The 17,064-nt window shown below is 73.1% G+C and carries 14 protein-coding genes; 7 read left to right on the top strand and 7 right to left on the bottom strand.

Annotation, left to right across the window (positions count from 1 at the left end):
* Positions 1-142: 142 nt before the first annotated feature.
* Positions 143-877 (bottom strand): GntR family transcriptional regulator, encoded by a 735-nt coding sequence (locus AB0E94_RS35595; RefSeq protein WP_360335616.1) that lies wholly within the window; start codon positions 875-877, stop codon positions 143-145.
* Between the two features lie 140 nt (positions 878-1,017).
* Between AB0E94_RS35595 and AB0E94_RS35590 the strand changes: the two genes are divergently transcribed.
* Genes AB0E94_RS35590 through AB0E94_RS35570 form a run of 5 tightly spaced genes read left to right on the top strand, consistent with a single transcriptional unit; the run spans position 1,018 to position 6,597 of the window.
* Positions 1,018-2,010, top strand: a complete 993-nt coding sequence (locus AB0E94_RS35590; protein WP_360335614.1) for a BMP family protein — start codon at positions 1,018-1,020, stop codon at positions 2,008-2,010.
* On the top strand, positions 2,007-3,662 hold the full coding sequence (locus AB0E94_RS35585) for an ATP-binding cassette domain-containing protein (protein ID WP_360335612.1): 1,656 nt from the start codon (positions 2,007-2,009) through the stop codon (positions 3,660-3,662). The genes AB0E94_RS35590 and AB0E94_RS35585 overlap by 4 nt, the downstream gene beginning before the upstream one ends.
* Positions 3,659-4,690, top strand: a complete 1,032-nt coding sequence (locus AB0E94_RS35580) for an ABC transporter permease (protein ID WP_360335610.1) — start codon at positions 3,659-3,661, stop codon at positions 4,688-4,690. The genes AB0E94_RS35585 and AB0E94_RS35580 overlap by 4 nt, the downstream gene beginning before the upstream one ends.
* Positions 4,687-5,607 (top strand): ABC transporter permease, encoded by a 921-nt coding sequence (locus tag AB0E94_RS35575; RefSeq protein ID WP_360335608.1) that lies wholly within the window; start codon positions 4,687-4,689, stop codon positions 5,605-5,607. The genes AB0E94_RS35580 and AB0E94_RS35575 overlap by 4 nt, the downstream gene beginning before the upstream one ends.
* Before the next feature lie 24 nt (positions 5,608-5,631).
* The gene (locus tag AB0E94_RS35570) at positions 5,632-6,597 is read left to right on the top strand and encodes an ornithine cyclodeaminase family protein (RefSeq protein WP_360335606.1); all 966 of its coding nucleotides are present in this window, start codon (positions 5,632-5,634) and stop codon (positions 6,595-6,597) included.
* Between the two features lie 15 nt (positions 6,598-6,612).
* Here the strand turns inward: AB0E94_RS35570 and AB0E94_RS35565 are convergent, their stop codons facing one another.
* Both AB0E94_RS35565 and AB0E94_RS35560 read right to left on the bottom strand, forming a co-directional pair.
* Positions 6,613-9,024 (bottom strand): EAL domain-containing protein, encoded by a 2,412-nt coding sequence (locus AB0E94_RS35565; RefSeq protein WP_360335604.1) that lies wholly within the window; start codon positions 9,022-9,024, stop codon positions 6,613-6,615.
* Between the two features lie 38 nt (positions 9,025-9,062).
* Positions 9,063-11,360 (bottom strand): bifunctional diguanylate cyclase/phosphodiesterase, encoded by a 2,298-nt coding sequence (locus AB0E94_RS35560; protein WP_360335602.1) that lies wholly within the window; start codon positions 11,358-11,360, stop codon positions 9,063-9,065.
* Positions 11,361-11,490: 130 nt separating this feature from the next.
* Between AB0E94_RS35560 and AB0E94_RS35555 the strand changes: the two genes are divergently transcribed.
* On the top strand, positions 11,491-11,715 hold the full coding sequence (locus AB0E94_RS35555) for a hypothetical protein (protein ID WP_360335600.1): 225 nt from the start codon (positions 11,491-11,493) through the stop codon (positions 11,713-11,715).
* 63 nt (positions 11,716-11,778) lie between these two features.
* On the opposite strand, the gene AB0E94_RS35550 is transcribed toward AB0E94_RS35555, so the two are convergent.
* The 3 genes from AB0E94_RS35550 to AB0E94_RS35540 all read right to left on the bottom strand — a co-directional run bounded on the left by AB0E94_RS35550 (position 11,779) and on the right by AB0E94_RS35540 (position 14,442).
* The gene (locus AB0E94_RS35550; protein WP_360335598.1) at positions 11,779-13,137 is read right to left on the bottom strand and encodes a GGDEF domain-containing protein; all 1,359 of its coding nucleotides are present in this window, start codon (positions 13,135-13,137) and stop codon (positions 11,779-11,781) included.
* Between the two features lie 69 nt (positions 13,138-13,206).
* Positions 13,207-14,232 (bottom strand): hypothetical protein, encoded by a 1,026-nt coding sequence (locus tag AB0E94_RS35545; RefSeq protein WP_360335596.1) that lies wholly within the window; start codon positions 14,230-14,232, stop codon positions 13,207-13,209.
* A gap of 42 nt (positions 14,233-14,274) precedes the next feature.
* On the bottom strand, positions 14,275-14,442 hold the full coding sequence (locus AB0E94_RS35540) for a hypothetical protein (RefSeq protein ID WP_360335594.1): 168 nt from the start codon (positions 14,440-14,442) through the stop codon (positions 14,275-14,277).
* A gap of 146 nt (positions 14,443-14,588) precedes the next feature.
* Here AB0E94_RS35540 and AB0E94_RS35535 point away from each other — a divergent pair, with 146 nt between their 5' ends.
* Entirely contained in the window at positions 14,589-15,503 is a 915-nt protein-coding gene (locus AB0E94_RS35535) for a PHB depolymerase family esterase (protein WP_360335592.1), read from the top strand.
* Between the two features lie 165 nt (positions 15,504-15,668).
* On the opposite strand, the gene AB0E94_RS35530 is transcribed toward AB0E94_RS35535, so the two are convergent.
* Positions 15,669-17,051, bottom strand: a complete 1,383-nt coding sequence (locus AB0E94_RS35530) for an aminotransferase class V-fold PLP-dependent enzyme (RefSeq protein WP_360335590.1) — start codon at positions 17,049-17,051, stop codon at positions 15,669-15,671.
* Between the last annotated feature and the right edge of the window lie 13 nt (positions 17,052-17,064).

Raw genomic sequence — 17,064 nt, 5'->3', positions numbered from 1 at the left:
AGCCGTCGCCTACGGCGGTTTTGGGGTTGCCTTTCCCGCGGTGAGCGACGGCTGGGCCCGCCGGCCGTCGTGTACGGCGGTTTTGGGGGTGCTTTTCCCGCGGTGAGCGACGGCTGAGGTCGTCGGCCGTCGTGTACGGCGGTTATGCGGGGTGCTTTTCCGCGGTGGGCGACGGCTGGGGGCGACGGCGGCGGCGGGAGGCGATCGTGGCCGGGTCCTCGGCCGGCAGGGACCACGTTGCGGCCAGGGACAGGCTCTGCTGCCGGCCGCTTGCCACGTGGGCGTGGGCCAGGGCGGCCGCCAGGTCGGCAGCGCCCTGCTCGATCGCCTGGTAGAGCTCCTCGTGTTCGGCGCACTGCTGGGCCGCGTCCCGCTGGGCGGTCAGGCGGAACAGCCAGTGGGTGCGGGCGGCCAGCGGGCGCATCAGGGAGCTGAGCAGCGGGTTCGCGGACAGTTCGATCAGGTCGGCGTGGAAGCCCGCGTTGGCTGCCGCCACGCCGTTCTCGTCGCCGGCCACGGTGGCCGCCCGGGCCGCGGTCAGGCGGTTCTTCAGGCGGGCCAGGCCGGGCTCGTCCCGGCGCTCGGCGGTCAGGCGGGCGGCCAGGGCCTCCAGGGACTCGCGGACGTCGAACAGGTCCCGCACGTCGGCCGGGGTGAAGGGCGCCACCAGCGCGCCCTTGCCGGGGACGAGCAGGACCAGGCCGTCGGACTCCAGCAGGCGCAGCGCCTCGCGCAGCGGGATCCGGGAGACCTGTAGATCGGCGGCCAGGTCACGCTCGACCAGGCGCTGGCCGGGGGCCAGTTCGGTGTTGACGATGCGGCGGCGCAACTCCTCGTAGGCGTGGTCGCGCAGCGCGCCGGGCGCCTTCTCGGCCACCGGTGAGCCCCCTTGTGTACGTGTCTGCGCACCCACCTTAGCGGCGGCCGTGTTGCTAACCGCCTTGTGACGAGCGTGAAACAGAGCGCCCCGAAACTGGCTGCCGTAACGGTATACCACTAACTCTCGGAGGCGTTCTGATGGCGCGTACCGTTCCTCTTCTGTCCCTGGCCGTCACCGCTGTGCTCGCCGGTGGGCTGCTCACCGGCTGCGGCGGTGACCCGGAACCGGCGGCGGCCGGCGCGGTCCGCGTCGGTGTGCTCTTCCCCGGCTCGCTCTCCGACGACGGCTTCATGGAGTCGGCCTATCTCGGCTACCAGCGGGCCGAACAGGCGCAGGCGGGCAAGGTCACGTTCAGCAAGGTGGAACAGGTCGCCACAGCCGACTTCGAGGCCGCGCTGGTCCGGTTCGCCGGGCAGTCCGACCTGGTCGTCTCGCTCGGCGGGCAGACCGACGCGGCGGTCCGGCTGGTCGCCCCGCGGTTCCCGAAGGTCAAGTTCGTGGAGATCGGCGGCCCGGCCGACGGCAAGCCGCTGGCGAACCTCGCCCTCTACGACCCGCAGCAGGCGCAGGCCGCGTTCCTGTCCGGCGCCGCGTCCGCGCTGCTGACCAGGTCGAACAAGGTCGGCTTCGTGGGCGGGGCCGAACTGCCGGCGATCGTCAACGCCGCCACCGAGTACGCGAACGGCGCCGCCCTCGCCAAGCCCGGTGTGCAGGTGCTCACGCCGCAGTACGTCGGCGACTTCAACGACGTGGCCAAGGCCAAGCAGTCCGCGCTCGCCGACTACAGCGCGGGCGCCGACGTGCTCGGGCAGATCCTCAACCTCGGCAAGAAGGGCCTGGCCCAGGGCGCCGCCCAGTCGAACACGAAACTGATCGGCGGGCCGATCCCGCACGACTGCGCCACCGACCCGGTCTACGCCGGATTCGTGAAGACCGACGTCGGGGCCGAGATCGAGTACGCCGTCGAGCACGTCCTCGCCGGCACGTGGAAGCCGGAGAACGTCAAGTTCGGGCTCACCGCCACGAAGCCGCAGAACGACATCGTGCTCTGTGACGCCGACCCGGCGGTGCAGGCCGCGCTGGACACCATCAAGGCCGACATCGCGTCCGGGAAGATCAGCACCCGGTGATCGCCCTGGAGATCGCCGGCCTGGTCAAGGCGTATGGCCCGACCCGCGCGCTGGACGGTGTGGACCTGACTGTCGACGCCGGCTCGGTGCACTGTGTCCTCGGCGAGAACGGCGCCGGCAAGTCGACGCTGTGCCATGCGATAGGCGGTTCGCTCACGCCCGGCGCCGGGACGATGCGGTTGTACGGGTCGCCGTACGCGCCGCGCCGTCCGAAGGACGCCCTCTCCGCCGGTGTGGCCATGGTGCACCAGCACTTCAGCCTCGTCCCGACGCTCACCGTCCGGGAGAACCTGCGGCTGCTGCGGGTCCGTGACCTGCCCGGCGGCCTGTCCCGGCTGGCGGACCGGTTCGGGCTGAGCGTGCCGTTGGACGAGACGGTCGGCGATCTCCCGCTCGGTGTACGGCAGCGCGTCGAGATCGTGAAGGCGCTGCTCCGCGAGCCGCGCCTGCTCGTCCTGGACGAGCCGACCGGGGTGCTCGGGCCCGGCGAGGTGGACGCACTGCTCGCCACCTGCCGCCGGATCGCCGACGACGGCGGGGCGGTGATCCTGGTGACGCACAAGCTCGGCGAGGTCGCCCGGGTCGCGGACGCCGCCACGGTGCTGCGCGGCGGCCGGGTCGCCGGGGCCGGGCTCACCGACCTGACCCCGGACCTGCTGGTCCCGCTGATGATCGGCCGCCCGGCCACCCAGCTGGCCCCGGTCCTGGCCGGAACTCTCGGCATGACCACAACCGAAAAATCCGGAAAATCAGTCATTGGCGAGAGCGTGACGGAGACGTCCGCTTCGGGAAGCGGATCAAAAAGCCAACCCGGCGACGGTACGGAAAGCCCGGTCGGTGGCGGTGCGGGAAGCCGGGTCGGTGGCGGTGCGGGAAGCCCGGCCGGCGACGACGGGCGGGCGGCCGTGCTGCGGATTCGGGACGTGGCCGTCAAGCGGGCCGGAGGTGGCCTCCTCCTGGACGGGGCCACCCTGGAGATCAGGGCCGGGGAGATCGTCGGGGTGGCCGGGGTCGAGGGGAACGGGCAGACCGAGCTGATCCACGTGCTCAGCGGGGCCCGGATACCCGACGCGGGCGCCGTCGAACTGGACGGTGTGGATCTGACCCGGGCCACCCCGGCCCGGCGGACCGCGGCCGGGCTGGGGGTGGTGCCCGAGGACCGGCACCACGAGGGCTGCGTCCCGGAGCTGGACGTCGCCACCAACCTGTACCTGGGGCGGCTCGGCGAGTTCCGGCGGTGGCGGACGCTGCTCGACAGGAGGGCGATGCGGGCCGCCGCGACCGCCGTGATCGAGAAGCACGACATCAGCGCGCCGGGACCGGCCGCCCCGATGTCGGCGCTGTCCGGCGGCAACCAGCAGAAGGTGGTCCTGGCCCGGGAACTCGCCCTCGACCCGCTGGTCTGCCTGGCCGCCGCCCAGCCGACCCGGGGGCTCGACGTCGGCGCCGTTGACGCGGTGCTCACCCGGATCCGGGAGGCGGCCGCGAACGGCACGGCGGTGCTGGTCGTCTCCAGTGAGCTGGGGGAGCTGCTGGCGCTGTGCGACCGGATCGTCGTCGCCTACCGGGGCACACTGTCGGCCCCGGTCGACACCTCCGATCCGGACGCCCACGACCGGATCGCGCATCTGATGCTGGGGACCGCCGCATGACCGCCGTCGCCCGTCATCCGATCGTCGTCAGCGGGTACGCCGCAGTCGTCGCCGCGCTGGCCGGGCTGCTGCTCGCGGCGGTGGCCGGGACCGCGCCCGGGGACGCCGTGAACGCCCTGGTCGAGGGGATGGCCGGTACCCCGTACGCGATCGGTGGCTCGTTGAACTCCGCCGCGGTCCTCGCGCTGATCGCGGTGGGTTTCACCGTGGCGCACCGCGCCGGACTGGTGAACGTCGGCGGCGAGGGACAGCTCGCCGTCGGTGGGGTGGCGGGCGCCGCGGCGGGCCTGGCGCTGCCGGAGTCGATCCCGGCGGTGGCCGGTGTGCCGGTGCTGCTGATCGCCGGGTTCGCCGGTGGCGCGGCCTGGGCGTCGATCGCCGGGCTGCTCAAGGCGCGGCGCGGCACCAGCGAGGTGATCACCACGCTGCTGCTGAACTTCGTCGGTCTCGGGGTCCTCGGGCTGGCCGTGCACGAGGAGGTGTTCCTGCGGCAGCCGGTCACCTCGGCCGAGACGCTGCCCCAGTCGGCGCCGCTGCCGGCGGGTGCGCGGCTGCCGCTGATCGGTTCCGCCGAGTCCCCGGCGACCCTGATCGTGGTGCTCGCGGTGGCCGCCGCGATCGTCACCGCGGTGGTGCTGCGGCACACCGCGACCGGGTTGCGGCTGACCTCGGCCGGGTTCTCGCCCGCTGCGTCGGCGCGGCTCGGGTTGCCGGTCGGACGGCTCGAAGCGGGTGGCCTCGCGGTCGCGGGTGGACTCGCCGGGACGGCCGGCGCGTGCCTGGTGGCGACCGCCCCGTACGTGCTGGCCGAGCACTTCTCCTCCGGCTACGGCTTCACCGGGCTGGTGGTGGGCCTGCTCGCCCGCGGTTCGCTGACCGCCGTCCTGGCGGTGGCGCTGCTGTTCGGCCTGCTCACCAACGGCGGCATCAACCTGCAGCTGGCCGTCGGGGTGCCGGCCGCGACCGTCCAGATCGTGCAGAGCCTGCTGGTCGTCCTGGTCGCGGCGAGCCTGGGGAGGAAGAGATGAGTGCGATCGTCGAGGAGATTCTCGCCGGCGGGGTACGGATGGCCGCGCCGTTGCTGCTCGCGTCGGCCGGAGAGCTGGTCAGTGAACGGGCCGGCCTCCTCAACCTGAGCGTCGAGGCGATGATGCTGACCGGCGCGTTCGCCGGGGCGGCCGGCGCGCTCGCCACCGGCAGCGCGGTCGCCGGGGTGGGCTGTGCGGTCGTCGCCGGTCTGCTGGTGGCGGCGTTGCAGGCGCTGCTCAGTGTCACGTTGCGGGCCGACCAGATCGTCACCGGCATCACCGCGAACGCGCTCGCGCTGGGCGCCACCACGTACGGCGCCCGGCTGCTGTTCGCCGACTCGGGACAGACCCTGGCCGGGTTCGAGCCGCTGCCGGTTCCGGTGCTGTCGGAGATCCCGCTGCTCGGCCCGGCGCTGTTCGAGCAGTCGGCGCTCGGATATCTGGCGTTCGCGGTGGCGGCGGTGCTGGCTCTCGGGCTGAGCCGCCGGACCCCGTGGGGGCTCGCGGTCGACGCGGTGGGCGAGGACGCGGTCACCGCCGACCGGTGCGGCCTGCCGGTCCGGGCCATCAGGTACGCCGCCGTGCTGCTCACCGGCGCGGCCTCCGGGCTGGCCGGGGCACAACTGGCGCTGGCCGAGGTGCACGCGTTCAGCGACAACATCACCGGCGGGGTCGGATATCTGGCCGTGGTCGCCGTGATCGCGGGCCGCTGGCGGGCCTGGCCGACCCTGCTGGCCTGCCTGTTCTTCGGGGTGGCGCAGGCGCTCCAGTTCGCGGCGCCGGCGGCCGGGCTGCACCTTCCGGCCCCGGTGCTGGTCACCCTCCCGTACGTGATCGCCCTGCTCGCGGTCAGTGGCCTGGCCGGTCGCAGCCGCGCGCCGTCCGCCCTGACCATCCCGTTCGCCCGGACCGCCTGATCCCCACCTGATCCACGGAGAGAAATGACGCTCATCCTGACCCGTTCCGACGTGCTGGCGCTGCTCCGCTTCGAGGACGTGATCGCCGCGGTCGAGCAGGCGCACCTCGATCTGGCGTACGACCGGGCCGCGCTGCCGCCACCGGCCGCCGCGAGTCTCGGCGGCGCCACCTTCCTGGCGATGACCGCGGCGTCCGCCCCGGCCGGGCTGGCCGCCGTCAAACTCCTCGCCGACCTGCCCGGCAACCGGCAGCGGTCCACAGTGCTGGCGGTGTCGGCGGAGAGCGGCGCATGTGCGGCGCTGATCGACGGCGCGGTCCTCACCCGGTTCCGGACCGCGGCGGCCACCGCTGTCGCCACCCGTGCGCTGGCCCGCCCGGACGCGCGGGTGCTGGGACTGATCGGGTCCGGGCCGCTGGCCGAGGCGCATGTGCACGCCCTGAGCGCGGTGCATCGTTTCGACGAGGTGGCGCTCTGGGGCCGTACCCCAGCCAACGCTCTTGATCTTGCCGCCCGGATCACCGCGGACCTCGGCCTGACCGTGAACGTCCTGGCCGGACCGCGTGAGGTGACGCTCGCGTCGGACGTGTTGTGCACTCTGACGCCGTCCCGGGAACCCGTGGTGCGGGGCGCGTGGTTCCTGCCCGGACTGCACGTCAACGCGGTCGGCGCACCGCCGCGGCCGGACCACCGGGAGATCGACACCGAGGGGGTGGCGCGGTCGCGGGTGGTGGTCGACTCGGCGGCGACGGCCCTGCACGAGTCGGGCGAGGCGTTGCTGCCGATCGCCGAGGGCGCGGTCACCGATGATCATTTCCGGCTGGAACTGGGCGCCGTCCTGGCCGGCCGGGCGCCCGGCCGGCAGTCGGCGGAGCAGGTCACCCTGTTCAACTCGGTCGGGGTCGGCCTCCAGGACCTGGCCACCGCCCGGCTGCTGATCGACGAGGCGGTCCGGCGCGGCCTCGGCACGCGGGTCGACATGGCAGCCTGACGGACGGGGTTCCGGTCAGTGGTTCAGGGCCGGGACGGTGAGGCTGGCGCGCAGCTCGGGGGGTGGCTGTGGCCGGCCCAGGTGGTAGCCCTGCGCGTACTTGCAGCCCATCACGGTGAGCAGGGTGAGCTGGTCGGCGTCCTCGACGCCCTCGGCCACCACCCGGAGGCCGAGCGTGTGCCCGAGCTGCATGATCGCGCTGACCAGCTCCTGCTGGCGGGAGTTGCCGACCAGCCCGTTGATGAACGAGCGGTCGATCTTGAGCACGTCGACCGGGATGTCCCGCAGATAGCCGAGCGACGAGTACCCGGTGCCGAAGTCGTCGATCGCGATCTTGACGCCGAGTTCCCGCAGCTCCTCGAGGCGGGCCGAGGTGACCGCCAGGTCGCGCATCATCACCGTCTCGGTCAGCTCCAGCACCAGGCAGTGCGGGGACAGCCCGGTGGTGGCCAGCGCGTACGCCACGTGGTCGGTGAGGTCGGGCAGATCCAGGTGGACGGCGGACAGGTTGACGCTGACCCAGGCGGGCGCGGTCGCCGGGTTCTCCTCCTGCCAGGCGCGGATCGTCCGGCACGCTTCGAGCAGGATCCACCTGTCGATCTCGATGATCATCCCGGTCTCCTCGGCGAGCGGGATGAACGAGCCGGGCTGCTGGAGCCCGCGTTGCGGGTCCTGCCAGCGGACCAGCGCCTCGGCCCCGGACACCTGCCCGTCCGGCAGCGCGACCACCGGCTGGAGGTGCAGGCGCAGCTCACCGCGGTGCACCGCCTCGCGCAGCCGGTTCTCCTGGTCGAGGCGGCTGAGCAGTTGCTCGTGCATCCGGGTCTCGAACAGCATGAACCGGTTCTTGCCCAGATCCTTGGCCGCGTACATGGCCACGTCGGCGTTGCGGACCACCTCGTCGGCGTCGGCGAACCGGCCCGCGTCCGGAACCACGCCGATGCTGACCGTGACCACCGCCTCCCGTCCGTGCACCACGAACGGCCGGCCGAGCGCCTCCAGGCAGCCGCGGGCCAGCTCCTCCACGGCCTCGGTCCCGGCCCCCTCCAGCAGGACCGCGAACTCGTCGCCGCCCAGCCGGGCCACCGTGTCCTGCGGCCGCAGCACCGCGGCGAGCCGTTCGGCGGCGGTACGCAGCAGCAGGTCCCCGGCGTTGTGCCCGAGACTGTCGTTGACCCGTTTGAAGCCGTCCAGATCCAGGTAGAGCAGCGCGATCCGCTCGTCCGAGGCGCGGGCCCGGGCGAGCGCGTGGTCCAGCCGGTCGAGGAGCAGCTTGCGGTTGGGCAGACCGGTCAGCCCGTCGTGCAGCGCCTGGTGGCGCAGGTCGTATTCGAGGTCGCGCTGCCTGGTGACGTCGCGCAGCAGGATGACCGCGCCGATCCGGCGGCCCTCCTTCTCCAGTTCGCTGACCGTGTACTCGACGCGTACCGAGGTGCCGTCCGGCCGTTGCAGCCGGCCCTCGCGGGTGCCGTTGACCAGGCCTTCGGTCGCGTCCGGCAGCAGCACCCCGGCCTCCCGCTGGAGCAGTCCGGCCACACCGAGCCCGGTGATCCGGCCGGCCGCCTCGTTGGCGAACGCGATCCGCCCGGCCGGGTCGACTCCGCAGATGCCCTCACCGGCGCCGGCCAGGATGCTGTCGGTGTACTCCTTGGCGAGGATCTCCCGGGCCGAGCGGTCCAGCTGTTCGGCCATCGAGTTGAAGGCGCGGGCCAGGCGGCCGATCTCGTCGCTGCCGTCGTGCGGCACCCGCAGCGTGTAGTCGCCGGTCCGGATGGTCCGCACCGCCGTGGTGAGCGAGGTGATCCGGCGGACCAGTGAGCCGGAGAACCCGAACCCGAGCGCGAGGACCAGCAGGATCACCACGGTGGAGCTGATCAGGGTGACGTACTGCGCCTGCCGGGTGGCGGCCATCATCTGGTCGTAGATCGGCGTGTACTCGACGATGATCGCGCCGATCGTCTTGCCGGCCTTGTTCTTCATCGGCACCACGACCTGCTTGATCCCGGCCGGGTAGTCCACGCTCTGCTCCACGAAGACCCGGGAGCGGCCGTCGGCGATCGTCTTGCCGACCTCCTCGTCGAGGTCGTGGTCGAAGGTCGTGCCGACGTTCTCCTTGACCACGTCACCGAGGATGTACTCGCCGGCGTCCACCACCACGGCGTCACGGTTCTGCACGTCGTGCATCCGCTGGAGGTAGTTGTCCAGCGCCCGGGGGCTGTAGTAGAGCGGGGAGACGATCTCGTCCTCGGTGTCGACGGGCAGTCCGAGGGTGACGTCCAGCGCCATGCCCTGAGCGATCCGGGTGGCCTCCTCGGTGGCCGCCTTCTCCGCCGCCGCGGTGGCCGAGTGCCAGGAGATGCCGCTGGTCACCGCGACGAGCAGGGCTACCAGCAGGTAACCGCCCAGCAGCTTCTGGCGTACGTTCATGCTCACCCCCGACCCCGACGTTCCCCTAGATCGGCTCCTTACATGCGGAGATAAGGTGAAAAATCCTTTTGGGCGGTGATCAGCAGCTCGATGTCACTCTCGGGCAACGGCCGCGCGAAGTGGAAGCCCTGCGCGTATCGGTAACCGGCCCGGTGCAGCCGTTCGGCCTGCTCCGTCGTCTCCACCCCCTCGGCGACCGCCTGCATCCGCAGCCCCTCGGTGATGCCGATCAGGCTGTCCACGATCACCGCCTGCGGGCTGTCGCTGGTCACCCCGTCGACGAACGACTTGTCCACCTTCAGCCAGTCGACCGGGCAGTCCACCAGCAGGCTCAGTGACGACTGGCCGGTGCCGAAATCGTCCAGCGCGATGCTCAGCCCCTGGGCGGACAGCGCCCGCAGCACCTCCAGCGCCACCCCGGCGCCGAGCACCGCCGTCTCGGTGACCTCCACGGTCAGCCGGGACGGGCTGACCCCGGCCGCCGACAGCATCGCCGCCACCTCCGCCGGGAACCCGGGCTCACCGAGCTGGCGGGCCGACACGTTGACGCTGACCTTGGCCGGCGCGTGCGGCCCGAGCTCGCGCTCCCACCGCGCGGTCTGCCGGACCGCCTGCTCCAGGACCCAGCGGCCGACCTCGACGATCTGCCCGTCGCGCTCGGCCAGCGGGATGAACACGGCCGGCGAGACCAGGCCGTGCTCCGGGTGCCGCCAGCGGACCAGCGCCTCCACCCCGGTGAGCCGGCCGTGCGGCAGCTCGACGATCGGCTGGTAGACCAGGAACAGCTCGTCCCGGACGACGGCCTGCCGCAGGTCGGCGGCGAGCCGGGCGTCGTCGTCGGCGAGCTGGTCCATGATCGGGTCGAACCAGGTCCACCGGCCGCCGCCGGCCGTCTTGGCGGCGTACATCGCCACGTCGGCGCGGCGCAGCAGCTCCCCGGCCGTGTCGCCGGGCCGGCTCGCGGTGACGCCGACACTGATCCGCGGGGCCGTCTCCAGGCCGCCGGCCAGCACCGGCGCCTGCACCACCGGCAGCAGCTCCTGCAACAGCAGGTCGGCGTCGGCCTCCGTCATCCCGGGCAGCAGCAGGGTGAACTCGTCACCGCCGAGCCGGGCCACGGTGTCCTCGGGGCGCAGCCGGTCACGCAGGCGCTGGCTGATCGTCTGCAGCAGCGCGTCACCGGTGGCGTGGCCGTACCTGTCGTTGACCTCCTTGAAGTCGTCGAGGTCGAGCAGCGCCACCACGAACGGCTCGCCGCCCTCCAGCCGGGCGGCCAGCTCCCCGGTGTACGCCGACCGGCTGCCGATCCCGGTGAGCGCGTCGTGGGTCAGCTGATGGTCGAGCTGCTGGAGGCTGGCGTCGACGGTGTCCAGCAGCCGGGCGTTCTCCCGCAGCGTGGTGAGCTGCCGCAGCACCACCAGCACGGTGACCCCGGTGGCGGCGATGGCCATCCACGCCTCCTCGCCGCTCTGCGGGATCTCCACCTCCAGCACGGCGGCATAGAGAAGACCGATCGAGATGTACGGGACCAGGCTGAACCGCCGCCGAGCGGGCCGGGCAGTCGGCTGGAGGGCACTGCGCCGCCGCTGCCGCCGGGCCGCCAGGAACGCGGTGAGCTGGGACATCGGGAACGCCACCAGGCTGGTGCTCAGATACGGCCGGTCGACGATGAACGGCGCGATCATCCCGGTGGCCGCGGCCAGCCCGACCCCCGCCGACAGGATGTGCAGGGCACCCCGGTCCAGCCGCCCGGCCCCGGCGAACGCCACCTTCACGAAGGTGATCAGCGAGACCGTGGAGACCACCATGATCGCCAGGATCGAGCGTGGGGTGGCGTTCGGCGACGACGAGAAGTCGATCCGGCTGAGCGTCCAGTGCCAGATCAGCACCCCCACGGTGAGCACGATGATGCCGGTGTCCAGGCCGAACCGGAGCCAGTCGCCGCTGCTGCGCTGCCAGGTGGGCAGCCGCAGCAGCGCCCACATCACGACCAGCACGGCGATCCCGAAGGCGACCTGGGTACGGATGCTGAGCACCTGGCTCGGGGCAGGGCCGCCGACGGTGTCGTACATGGCGCTGAACACGGCCGGGACGAGGATGCCGCAGGCGACGCCGAGCGAACCCCAGAACCGGCGGGTGGGCACGTCGAGCGTGGTGTCCCGGGCGGTCCGGAAACACTCGTAGGTCGCCAGGACCGACATCACCGGCAGCGCGAGCCACGGGACCACCGGGTGGTCCCAGGTGTGCCGGAGCCCGACGGCGAACCAGCCCAGGACGAAGGTGAACAGCGTCAGGGCGGCGACGAGCGGCGGGTCGAGACGGCGGGGGACCTGCATGACCGGACCAATCGGATCCGCGCCGCCGGGGTGTAGGAAATCTCCGGGGTCCGCTCAGAGACATCGCCGGGCAGCCGACAGGACCGTTCGAACGGTGGCGCTGTGCCACCCGGACCGGAGGTGACCGCTGGTGGATCCACTGCTGCTGCTCCTGCGCGAAGAGATGTCCCGGAAGCTGTCGGAGGCGGCCGGCACGATGGCCGCCACCATGGAGGTGCTCACCGCGACCCGGACGATCGCCGGTGACGTCCGCGGAACCGAGTCGCTGCGCGCCGCCATCGAGGAGCTGGGCACCACCCGCGACCATCTGCTCAACCAGGCCCGCACCCTGACGGCGTTCGCCCCGCGCGGCTGAACCGGGCGCACCACACGACGGAAGGCCCGCCCCGCAGGTTCGGGGCGGGCCTTCCGTCGTGCGTCAGGCGGAGACCGCGACGCGGCTCTTGCCCGCCGTCTTCGCCGCGTACATCGCGGTGTCCGCGTCGTGCATCAGCGCGTCGATGTCGGCGTGGTCACGCCACACCGCCACGCCGACACTGCCCCGGGGCGCCAGCTCGACCCCGGACACCAGCAGCGGCTCCTGGATCGAGATCAGCAGCCGCTCGGCCACCAGCACCGCGTCGTCGTGCGAGTCCATGCCGTCGAGCAGCACCGCGAACTCGTCGCCACCGAGCCGGGCCGCGGTGTCCGCGCCCCGGATCCCGTCGCGCAGCCGCTGCGCCACCGCCACCAGCAGCTGGTCGCCCGCCGCGTGGCCGTACGTGTCGTTGACCGCCTTGAACCCGTCCAGGTCGATCAGCAGCAGCGCCACCGGGCTGCCCCGCTGGGCCCGCGCCGCCGCCTGCTCCAGGTGGTCACGCAGCAGCGAGCGGTTCGCCAGCCCGGTCAGGTTGTCGTGGAACGCCTGATGCCGCAGGTCGGCCGCGTGCTCGGCGTTACGCAGGCCGAGGACCGTCTGCGCGGCCAGCGTCTCCAGGCTCGGCATCACGTCGGCCGGGATCGGCACGTCACCGCCGGCCATCAGGGTGCCGTAGAGCTGCTTGTCGCTGCGCAGGGTGAGCGTCACCCGTACCGAGGAGATGTCGCCGTCCAGAAGCGCGGCCGGAACCGGACCGGCGACCGTGCTCACCGCCTCGCCGTCCGGGGTGTTGCGGGTGACCGCCGCCCAGCCGCCGGGCAGACCGCCGAGCAGCTCCTCCGCAGCCTCGGCGGCGTGCCTGCCGATCGCCTCCGCGTCGGACGTGGTGACCAGGGTCGAACCGAGCCGGGCGAAGACCCGTTCCCGGGCCGCCGCCTGCTCCTGCCGGCGGGTGCTCTCGGCGACCGCCGCGGTGAACAGCGCCAGCGGCGGCACCCCGGCCGTCTGCTGGAGGAAGACCCCCATCAGGTGCGGCTCGGTCAGGGCGATCGCGGCCGCCGACGCGGCGAACAGCGACACCGTCATCAGCAGCGCGTGCCGCCACGTCCCGTAGAGGCCGCGGAACGAGACCGCGGAGAACAGCAGTGCGAGAGTGATCAGCCAGTTGTGCGAGCCGTAGCCGATCACGCCGAGCGCCAGACCCTCGACCGGGGCCGCCCACACCGGGAACCGGTTGGCCCGGTAACCGCGCAGCCACCACCAGCCCAGGCCGAGCGCGGCGGCCACCGCGGCGAGCTGCCACGGCAGCGGCGCGATGTCGCCCTCCAGCGTGCGGGGCACCGTGGTGATCACGTTGAAGAGGATGAAGATCAGGAAGAGCCAGCGGATGCGAGCGCCGAGTTGCCGCGGCGGTGCCATCCGGCGGAGCCAAGCCGGTGCTCGTGTCATGGAGGCCTGATCGGTCGGCTCCCGGCGCACCTGACCGGTTCAGCTCTCGAACGACGCCCAGTCCAGACCGATCCTGCGCAGCCGGCGCAGCGCGGCCGGGTCGCGGGCGCCGACATAAACCTCGAACCAGTCGGCGTCGTCCTCACCGACCAGCGCCACCGTGTCCGGCCCGGCGTAGATCCGGGTCCGCGCGCACGGCCACCGCAGCGGCCGCAGCGGCACCCGTTGCAGCGGCGCGACGATCCGCCGGGCCTGCGCCCGGTCGGCGAAAGCCATCCCACCCGGCGCGAGACCTTCCGGCGGCCGGTCCATCGCCACCCGGGTCAGGGCGAGCAGCATCAGGTACGCCGAAAGCCGCTCGCGCTCCCGCAGCGGCTGGTCACTGAGCCCCCGGTAGAAGACGTGCGGATCGTCGTCGTCGCCGTCGTCGATCAGCAGCTCGAACGTGCCGTCCCCGGACTCGCCGAAGACCAGCGGGTCACCCGGCCGCTGATGAACCTGCAACGAACCGTCGTACAGCTCGGGCCGTCCGGCGGCCAGCCGGTGGAAGGCCCGCAGCGGCTCCGGCTGCCCGTCCGCGGGCGGGGGCGCGCCGGCCGGGACGTCGCCGTACCAGTCGGCGATGAACGCCTCCAGCGCCTTGACCGGGTCCTCCGGCAGCAGGTCCAGCCAGTCCGCGCCGGCCGCCGGGTCGGGTGTCCCGGCCACGCTGAGCAGGTGCTGCGGCAGTGGCGTGTCCAGCCGCAGGTCGAGCCGCCGCAGCACACCCCGGCGGCGGGCGGCGTCGGTGACCCGGGCCGTGCCGAGCGTCAGGCACCCGTCCGGCAGCCTGGCGAACGCGTGCAGCGCCAGGCCGTCACCGCCGGTCAGCCGGCCCTCGACCAGCCGTGGGAACGGCCCGTCGACCCGCAGGTCCTCGGCGTTGCGCAGCCCGGTGGCGATCACCACGGTCCCGTCCGGGCCGGCCGCGAACACGGCCTCGGCGGTCTCGTGCACCCGGGCGCCCGGCCCGGCCACGGACAGCGCCGCGCCCTCGGCGACGACTGACCAGAGGCGGATCTCCACCGGCCCACCGTAGATCCCGGTCGCCAGCTCGGCTTCACCTCTTCACCTCAGCTCGGCGGCTGCCCGCCGGATCAGGCCGGCCGACTCGGCGGGTGGCAGCGCCCGGCCGGCCGCCGCCTCGAACAGCACCACCTGCACGGTGATGTGCGGCGCGGCGGTGGCGAGCCGGGTCAGCTGCTCGCGCACCAGCGGATGCTCGGCTGGATCCACACCTGATCATCGTGCGTGCGGGTGGCCTCCCCCTCGGCGGCCACCCGCACGCGCGAGACTCCGACCGTATCCGGTGGTGGCGGGTTCTGCCCTGCGCCGAACCCGGCCTTTACCGGATCCGTACACGCCCGGCGCACGATGCGCACATGCCCCGGCTGCTGCCTCTCGCGCTCGCCCTGCTGCTCCTGCTGCCCGCGGGGTGCACCCGCGACGACGATCCGATCGGGCCCGGCAGCACCGAACACACCCTGGGCGAACGGACCTTCCGTACCTACCGCCCGGCGTCGCTGCCCGACGGGCGGGCGGTTCCGCTGGTGGTGGTGCTGCACGGCGGGGCCGGTTCCGGCGCGCAGGCCGAGCGGGCGTACGGCTGGGACGCCGCCGCCGATCGTGACGGTTTCGTGGTCGCCTACCCGGACGGCGCCGGCCGCTCCTGGAACGCCGGGCCCGGCTGCTGCGGCGCGGCCACCCGGGACGGCGTCGACGACGTGGCCTTCCTCGAGGACGTGGTGGCGGCCGTGTCCCGGGGCGTGCCGATCGACCCGGCCCGGGTCCGGGTGACCGGCATGTCCAACGGGGCGATGATGGCGTACCGGCTGGCCTGCGACAGCACCGTGTTCACCGCGATCGCCCCGGTCGCCGGCATGATCATCGGCGACTGCCCGCACCCGGCGCCGGTCCCGGTCCTGCACATCCACGGCACCGGCGACGAGAGTGTGCCGTGGGCGGGCGGCCCTGGGAAACGCTCCAACGGCGGAACCGGGCGGATCCCGATCGGCATCGACGGCCCACCCATCCGCGACATGATCGCCACCTGGCGGTCCACGGCCTCCTGCGCCGCGCCCACCGAGACCGTCGACGGGCCGGTGACCACGTCGATCGCCACCTGCCCGGGCGGCCGCACGGTCGAGCTGATCAGCATCGCCGGCGCCGGTCACCAGTGGCCGGGCGCCACCCCGGCCAACCCGGTCGCCACCGCACGGCTCGGCCTCGACCCACCGTCCACCGCCCTCGACGCCACCACCGTGATCTCGAAGTTCTTCAGCACCCAGCCGCTTTGAGGTCCGGCTGGTCGTCACCGCCGGCTCGGATGGTCCGAGGCAGCGGTGAGAGCAGGCCTGGTTGGGGTGGCTGGTTCGCACCGTTGTCTTGGGTGGGCCGACTCAGCGGTGCGAGCCGGCCTGGTTGGGGTGGCTGGTTCGCACCGTTGTCTCGGGTGGGCCGGATCAGCGGTGCGAGCCGGCCGCTGCGGCGAAGGCTGCCAGTGTCCGCTGGATGTCGTCGTCGCTGGTGCGCCAGTTGCACACGGACAACCGGATCGCCCGGCGCCCGCCCGCGATCGTCCCGCTCAGCCACGCCTCGCCACTGTCGACGACGTGGCGCAGCACCCGGTCGGTCGTCGCGTCGTCGCCGAACCGGAACAGCACCTGGTTGATCACCACCGGGCCGAGCACCTCGCACCCCGGCACCCGGGCCAGCCCGTCGGCGAACGTGCGGGCGTGCGCACAGCAGCGTTCCACCAGCTCGGCGACCCCCTGCCGGCCGAGCTGCCGCAGCGCCGCCCAGACCGGGAAGCCCCGGGCCCGGCGGGAGAACCCGGGCGTCCAGTCGATCGCGTCCCGCGGGTCGCCGGCGCCACCCTGCACCAGGTAGTCGGCGGTCACACTGACCGCGGCCCGGTGTGGTTCCGGGTGGGCGCAGAACGCGATGCCACTGTCGTACGGCACATTCAGCCACTTGTGCGCGTCGAACGCCCACGAGTCGGCCCGTTCCGCCCCGTCCGCCAGATGCCGCAACTTCGGGCTGGCCAGCACCCACAGCCCGAACGCCCCGTCCACGTGCAGCCACGCCCCGGCCGGCCCGGTCACGTCGGCGATCGCCGCCAGGTCGTCGAACGCCCCGGTGTTCACCTCGCCCGCCTGCGCGCACACCACCGCGGGCGGGCCGTCGCGCAGCACGTCCCGCAGCGCGGCCACGTCCATCCGCCCCTGGTCGTCGGCGGGCACCACGGTCAGCGTCGCCGTGCCGAAACCGAGCAGGCGCAACGCCCGGTCGATGGTGGCGTGCCGGCGGGCGCCGACCACGATCCGCATCGGCGGCGCACCGGCCAGCCCCTGCTCCTCGACGTTCCAGCCGGCCCGCCGCAGCACGTGGTGGCGGGCCGCGGCCAGGCAGGTCAGGTGCGCTGCCTGGCAGCCGGGCACGAACGCGTACGAGCTGCCGGCCGGCAGTCCGAACAGGTCGCGCAGCCATTCGCCGGCCACCTCCTCGGCGACTGAGGCGGCCGGGCCGCACGCGTACAGGCCGGCGTTCTGATCCCAGACCGTGGTGAGCCAGTCGGCGGCGACCGCGGCCGGCAACCCGCCGCCGATGACGAACCCGAAGTACCGGCCGGACGGGATCGCCACCATGCCGGGCTCGGCCGCCCGTACCAGCTCTTCGACCACGGCCACCGGATCCGCCGAACCGTCCGGCAGCGGCCCGCCGAGGCGCCCGCGCAACTCGGCGAGGCTCGCCGTCTCGCCCACCGGCCGCTGATCGAGGGAACCGAGCCAGCCGGCGGCGATGTGCGCCGTCCGGGCCAGCACCTCGCTGAACTCGTCGCCCATCGCCTCAGGGTAG

This window comes from Actinoplanes sp. NPDC026670, assembly GCF_040638175.1.
GTDB lineage: Bacteria > Actinomycetota > Actinomycetes > Mycobacteriales > Micromonosporaceae > Actinoplanes.
The sequence above is the reverse complement of the archived record's forward strand: the minus strand, read 5'-3'. Positions and strand labels throughout refer to the sequence as shown.